Annotated in this window: 5 protein-coding genes; all 5 read right to left on the bottom strand. The window is 70.0% G+C overall.

Features of this window, described 5'->3' with window-relative positions; all coding sequences use genetic code 11:
* Positions 1 to 260 precede the first annotated feature (260 nt).
* Positions 261 to 1,571: a DUF58 domain-containing protein gene (locus KBY19_RS05235; protein WP_210965254.1), complete on the bottom strand. Its 1,311-nt coding sequence runs from the start codon at positions 1,569 to 1,571 to the stop codon at positions 261 to 263.
* Positions 1,572 to 1,589: 18 nt separating this feature from the next.
* Positions 1,590 to 2,555, bottom strand: a complete 966-nt coding sequence (locus tag KBY19_RS05230) for a MoxR family ATPase (protein ID WP_185017024.1) — start codon at positions 2,553 to 2,555, stop codon at positions 1,590 to 1,592.
* 20 nt (positions 2,556 to 2,575) lie between these two features.
* Positions 2,576 to 3,721: a DUF4350 domain-containing protein gene (locus KBY19_RS05225; RefSeq protein ID WP_210965253.1), complete on the bottom strand. Its 1,146-nt coding sequence runs from the start codon at positions 3,719 to 3,721 to the stop codon at positions 2,576 to 2,578.
* Between the two features lie 128 nt (positions 3,722 to 3,849).
* Positions 3,850 to 4,584 carry a DUF4129 domain-containing protein gene (locus tag KBY19_RS05220; protein ID WP_099881557.1) on the bottom strand — a complete coding sequence of 245 codons (735 nt, stop codon included), beginning with the start codon at positions 4,582 to 4,584 and terminating at the stop codon, positions 3,850 to 3,852.
* Positions 4,585 to 4,588: 4 nt separating this feature from the next.
* Positions 4,589 to 5,956 carry a hypothetical protein gene (locus KBY19_RS05215; protein WP_210965252.1) on the bottom strand — a complete coding sequence of 456 codons (1,368 nt, stop codon included), beginning with the start codon at positions 5,954 to 5,956 and terminating at the stop codon, positions 4,589 to 4,591.
* Positions 5,957 to 6,000: the final 44 nt, after the last annotated feature.

The raw sequence follows: 6,000 nt of genomic DNA, 5'->3' as shown, positions 1-6,000 counted from the left end.
GAAGCTAAGCCTTTCAGCGCCGATGGTACTGCATGCGGGAGTGTGTGGGAGAGTAGGACGCCGCCGAACTCTTCGTGAAGGAAAGGGCCTTGCCGGCCGACGCCGGCAAGGCCCTTTTTTCATGCCCAAAAACCTTGGTCGGCTCGGCTTTCGGGCTGACTTCGTGGTCAGGAACTCCTCAGGGATTGGTCAGGGACTGAGGCGGCATTCCCCTCCGTTCTCCTCAGATCTCTGTCCTCATCAGATTCTGAACGCCCTGCTCACAGACGCCCGGCAGCTTTGAGCGCGAGATAGGCATCGGCGAGTGCGGCGGCGAGTCGGGACGGGGGTTCATCGACAACTGTCGCCCCGTGCCTGCGCAGTCGCTCTGCCGTGTCCCGACGTTCTGCCTGCGCTTGGGAGGCGGCTGCCGCGTCGTACACGGCGTCGAGCGTCCCTCGGCCGTTGGCCATTTCCTGGATACGGGGATCGGACACTGCCGCCACAAGGACTGTGTGCCGTTGAGTGAGAAGTGGCAGGACAGGCAGCAGTCCTTCTTCGACGGGTGCTCGGTCGAGTCCTGTCAGCAGGACCAGGAGGGACCCGCGCGGGGCTGTGCGGAGGATCTTCGATGCCATGGCCCGCAGGTCGGATTCGACGAGGGTCGACTCGAGGGGAGCCATCGCTTCTACGAGGGCCGACAGTACGGGTCGGCCTGCACGGCCGGTGACGCCGGCTCTGGTCGCCCGATCGTGTGCGAGCAGGTCGACGCGATCGCCGGCGCGGGCGGCCAGTGCGGCGAGCAGGAGCGCTGCGTCCATGGAGACATCGAGCCGAGGAATGTCGCCGAGGCGGCCCGCTGATGTGCGGCCGGTGTCGAGGACGAGCAGGATCCGGCGGTCGCGTTCGGGCCGCCACGTGCGGACGGCCACAGCTGACTGGCGGGCTGTGGCACGCCAGTCGATGGAGCGGGTTTCGTCTCCTGGCACGTAGTCGCGCAGGCTGTCGAACTCGGTGCCTTCGCCGCGGGTCAGGATGCTGGTGCGGCCGTCGAGTTCGCGGAGACGTGCCAGCTTGGCCGGGAGGTGCTTCCGGCTGGGGAAGGCGGGGAGTACACGGACCGTCCAGGGGATCTCGTGGTGGCCTTGGCGGGCAGCGAGTCCCAGCGGGCCCAGCGAACGGACGGTCAGGCGGTCGGCGTTGCGGTCGCCGCGTCGGGTGGGTCGGAGAGTCGTCGTGATGCGTCGGCGTTCTCCTGCGGGGATTCGGAGTTTGTGGCGACTGATCTCGTGTGAGGTGCCTGCCGGCCAGCTGCTGGGGGGCCATGCGTCACGGAGATCGGCGTGCAGGGTGCGTCTGGTGGGGTTGGTGACAATAAGAGAGACGATCGCTTGTTCGCCAAGTCGAACTGAAGTATCACCGCTTCGAGTGAACAGAAGCCGATTCACTGGCGCCGCCAGGAGCAGGTCCACGACGATGGCGAGCAGCAAAGGAAGTTCGACAGCGAGGAGACCGGTCCAGTCGGGCAGCACCAGGCCCACGATGAGCGTTCCCAGTGCGGCTACGAGCGCTGTTCTACCGGTGAGGGCCATGGAAGAGATCCGGATCTCTCAGCGGGGGACCTGGGTGTGGGCCAGGATCGAGTTGAGCACGCTGTCGGCGGTGACACCTTCCATCGCGGCCTCGGGCCGTAGTTGGACCCGGTGCCGGAGTGTGGACGGAGCGAACGCCTTGACGTCGTCGGGTATGACGTAGTCGCGGCCGGTGAGCCAGGCCCAGGCGCGAGCGGTGGAGAGCAGAGCGGTAGCGCCTCGGGGGGAGACCCCGAGGGAGAGTGAGGGGGACTCGCGAGTGGCACGACAGATATCCACGATGTAGCTGGTGACCTCGGAGGACACCGAGGTCTGGGCTACGGCGTCACGTGCGGCCTCGATCTCGGCGGGGCCCGCGACGGCGCGTATGCCCATGCCTGGCAGATCCCGGGGGTTGAAACCTGCCGCGTGCCGGGCGAGAACGTCGATCTCGGTGTCGCGTGCAGGCAGCGGAATGTTGAGCTTCAACAGGAAACGGTCGAGCTGCGCTTCGGGAAGCGGATAGGTGCCCTCGTATTCGACCGGGTTCTGTGTGGCCGCGACGAGGAAGGGCTCCGGAAGCGCGCGGGGAGTGCCGTCGACGGAGACCTGATGTTCCTCCAGCGCTTCCAACAGGGCGGCCTGTGTCTTGGGAGGGGTGCGGTTGATTTCGTCGGCGAGGAGAAGATTGGTGAAGACCGGGCCGGGCTGGAAGGAGAACTCGGCTGTGCGCGAGTCGTAGACCAATGAGCCGGTGACGTCGCTGGGCATGAGGTCCGGGGTGAACTGCACGCGCTTGGTGTCGAGTTCGAGCGCTGTGGCCAGTGTCCGCACGAGGAGGGTCTTGGCGACGCCGGGCACTCCCTCGAGCAGCACATGGCCTCGGCACAGCAGTGCGACGACGAGCCCGGTAACTGCCGCGTCCTGTCCTACGACGGCCTTGGAGATTTCCTGACGCAAGGCCTCAAGGGCGCTGCGGGCGCTGTCTGCGGAGGGGGCGCTCACGAAAGAGATGTCCTTTGCTCTCAGTGGTGGGGCAGGGAGCCGGGCGAGATGTAGTGCTGTTCGAGGTGGTCGAGTCGGTCCGCGAGGCGGAGGAGCGCGGTGTCGTCCGGAGGAGGGGGGCCGAAGAGGAGCTGGCGGAGGGTGGTCTCGTCGAGTGACGGACCATCGGGCCCGGGAGGCGGCTGATGTGTTGCCCGATCGGTCAGGGCCGGGAGCAGCGCCTCCGGGACGTGTGCCTGGGCCAGGGGCACACCGACCAGGGGTGCGAGCCGGCTGCGGCCGGCAGCGCGTAGTGCGTCGGCCGCGTGGCCGCGGTCGTTGGCCTTGCGGTAGAGGCGGGACCTGCCCTCGGTCGCCTCGGCTGCGGGTACGGCGACCGGAAGGTGCTCGGTGACGAGGGGGCCCAGGCGTCGGGCTCTCCACAGCGCGGCGAGCAAGGCCGCGACGGCGAGTTGGGCGGCAGCCCATGACCAGCCGCGGGGGAGGAGGTCGAGGAAGCCGCGCTCCTGGTCGTCGGTGGGAGCGGCGTCGGCGGGGAGGTACCAGAGGAGCTGTGCGTGGGAACCGAGGAGTTGGAGGGTGAGCGAGGCGTTGCCGTTTTTGTCGAGGTTCTGGTTGTGGAGCGGGTCGGGTGCGCCCAGCAGGACGGTGTCGCCACCTGAGGTGTTCTCGTCGCTGCTTGACGGGTCGACGCGCAACAGCGTGGCGTGGCCGTTCCGCAAATAGCAGCTCTCGTTGTGGTCGGTGTCGGTCGTGTAGCCGTACCCACCGAGGTCGGCGTCGCCTGCGCGGCGGGCTGCGGGGAAGTCGCAGTCGGGAGGGGTCGGCTGGACGGGTGTGCGTGCCAAGGCACGTATACCGGGGACGAGAGCGGCTGTTGCCTCGGGGTTCGGGGCGAGCAGGACGGTGCGGCCGGAGTGCCGGGTGGCTTCTCGGAGGTCCTTGCGCTCCTGCTCGGTGAGGGAGTTGGGGAACGGAACCAGGAGGGTGGAGTCGGGAGCGACCCGTTGGGGGATGGCTGTGGAACGGGTGAGGACCTTGGTGTGTACGCCGCGGTCGGCCAGGAGGCGGGAGAGGGCCTTGCTGCCGTAGGGGGTGGTCGAGCGGGGATCGAGGGAGCCGGTGTGCGCGTCGGAGCGCAGGGCGGCGAGTGCTACTCCGGCCATGGCGAGGATGGCGGCGGCCAGGAGGAGTCCCCGAACTCGGCGCCATGGGTGGCGCGCTGTGGGTGAGGTCGAGGACGAGGCTGCGGCAGAGGTCGGTGAGGACGGTGAAGTGGAGGTGGGGGCCGTGGTCACGTGGTTCCTCCGCGGGGGGAAGGCGCGGGGGAGGGGAGTGCGGTGGACAGCGCAGGGGTGGCGCGAAGGAGGGCGAGGTCCAGATCGCGGAGTAGGGCGTAGGCGGCCTGGTCGGCCGGGTGGCCGGCGTAGGTGACCTCGTCGAATGTGCGTGCCGCGACGCCTAGCTGGTCCGCGTGGTCGGGGAGGGCGGCGCCCGCCTCGGCGGCGGCTTCGTCGGCGGTGCGGCCCGGGCGGGGGTCGAGCAGGGCGCGCTCCTCCAGGGAGCGGACGAGGGCCCGCATCCGTTCCTGGGCGGCTGTGCTCCAGTGGCCGGCGGCCGCGTGGGATTCGGCGGCGGCCCGGTGGTCGGCTGCGCTGCGGAGGCGGTCGACGAAGAGGGGCGCGGCGCCTGTGGCGGGTTGTGCGCGGAGCTTGCCCAGGCGGAGGCGGAGGGCGACGAGAAGGAGGACGAGGACGAGCGCGAGGACGGCGAGGCCTGTCCAGCCGCCCGGGGAGGCTCCGGCTGCGGCACCGAGCAGGTCGCCGATGCGGTCCCACAGCCAGTCGAGGGCGCGCTGGAAGAAGTTGGGGTCGTGTTCGTGGTATTCGGGGCGGGACAGCTCCCGTTCGGCGTCTTCGCGGGCCGGTAGCCGGGGGGTGGTGACAGGGCTGCCGTTCCCGTCGCCGGTCGCTGCCCGGTGGAGGGCTGCGGTGCGGCGGGAGAGGGCGTCGATGTGTCCCCCCGGCATGGCGTCAGCTTTCCGGGGCGGGCGGTTCGGGATCCTGGCGTTCGAAGCCGGGAACGCCGGCCGCGCGGGCCAGTTCGAGGTCGAGGGCCTCGCGGCGGATGCGCTGGTCCAGGTAGAGGAGGGCGGTGATGCCCGCGCCGAGGGGCAGCGCGATGGTCGAGGCGAGGACGGAGCCGATGCCGTTGATGATGAGGGAGGTCCATCCGACGGCGGCGGCCGGGTCGGTGAGGGTGTCGCCACCGCTGACGAGACCGGAGACAACGGTGGTCGGTACCGACACCACGAGGGAGATGGCGAGGACGAGGAGCAGGGCGAGGAGCTGAATGCCCAGAATGCGCCACCAGCTGCCGCGTACCAGCTTGGCCGAGCGGCGCATGGAGGCGATGAGGCTCTGCTTCTCCAACATCAGAGCCGGGGGTGCCAGACAGAAGCGGACCCAGACCCAGGCGGCAGCGGCTGTTCCACCGAGGAGGCCGAAGAAGAGCAGGGCGATCGCCAAAGCGACCGGGCCCGCGGCGGCGACGAGGAATCCGGGGAGCAGGCAGGCGGCGATGACGAGGGTCACCAGGAGGGGGATGAGGAACAGCAGGCCGAGGAGACGTAGGAGCTGAGGGCGGGCATCGCGCCAGGCTTCGCCGAGAGTGACGTCGCGGCCCAGGACCGCGCGGCTGACGACCACGGTCAGCATGGCGGTGGCGATCACGGAGCCGAACATGCCGACGATGCCGGTCACGCTCAGGCTGCCGAGCGCGCCGGTGAGGGCGTTGTTGATCTCGTCGAGGCTGGGGTTCTCCTTGTCGACGAGAGCTTCCAGCTCACCGGTGTCACCGAGCCAGAAGCGCGTGGTGAGGGCCGAGACCAGTTCGGTGAGGACGGCGACGACGAGGGAGATGCCCAGCGCGATGCGCCAGTGGGCGCGCATGGCGCTGACCGAGCCGTCCAGGATCTCGCCGATGCCCAGGGGGCGCAGCGGGATGACGCCGGGCTTCGCGGCCAGTGGGGGCGGGGTCCAGCCGGGGCTGTTCCAGCCGCGGGCGGGGCCGGCGCCCGGGGGCGGGGCGGTTCCCCAGCCGCCGGTCGGGCCGCCGGGTCGGTCAGGGTGCTGCCTGGGGATCTGGCCCTTGCCCTTGCCCCTGCGCTGGCCTCGGCCTTCGTCCTGTTCGCCCCAGGTCCAGCCCTGGGGGGCGGCGGGGGGCTGGTCGGCGGCCCAGTTCGGGGGGCGGTCGTCTGCCGCCGGTCGGGGTGCTGCCTCGGATGTGGTGCGCTCCGTGTCGTCGCCCGAGTTGCCCTCGTCGTTGTTTCCGGGGGTGCCGGAGGGGCGGGGTTCGGGCGAAGCGGATCCGGGCGAAGCCCAGCCCGGGGAGTCGTTCACGTGAGGTCACCTCGTGTGGGTAGTCCCGTGCCTGGTGGGTTGCC

Origin of the sequence: Streptomyces sp. B15, from assembly GCF_018070605.1 — a bacterium.
GTDB classification, from domain to species: domain Bacteria; phylum Actinomycetota; class Actinomycetes; order Streptomycetales; family Streptomycetaceae; genus Streptomyces; species Streptomyces smyrnaeus.
This window is presented reverse-complemented; position numbering and strand designations above follow the sequence as displayed.

What these genes read in the sequence shown, in the direction of transcription:
- KBY19_RS05235 (WP_210965254.1), bottom strand. Translation starts at nt 1,571, where the DNA reads ATGGCCCTCACCGGTAGAACAGCGCTCGTAGCCGCACTGGGAACGCTC.
- KBY19_RS05225 (WP_210965253.1), bottom strand. Translation starts at nt 3,721, where the DNA reads ATGGCCGGAGTAGCACTCGCCGCCCTGCGCTCCGACGCGCACACCGGC.
- KBY19_RS05220 (WP_099881557.1), bottom strand. Translation starts at nt 4,584, where the DNA reads ATGCCGGGGGGACACATCGACGCCCTCTCCCGCCGCACCGCAGCCCTC.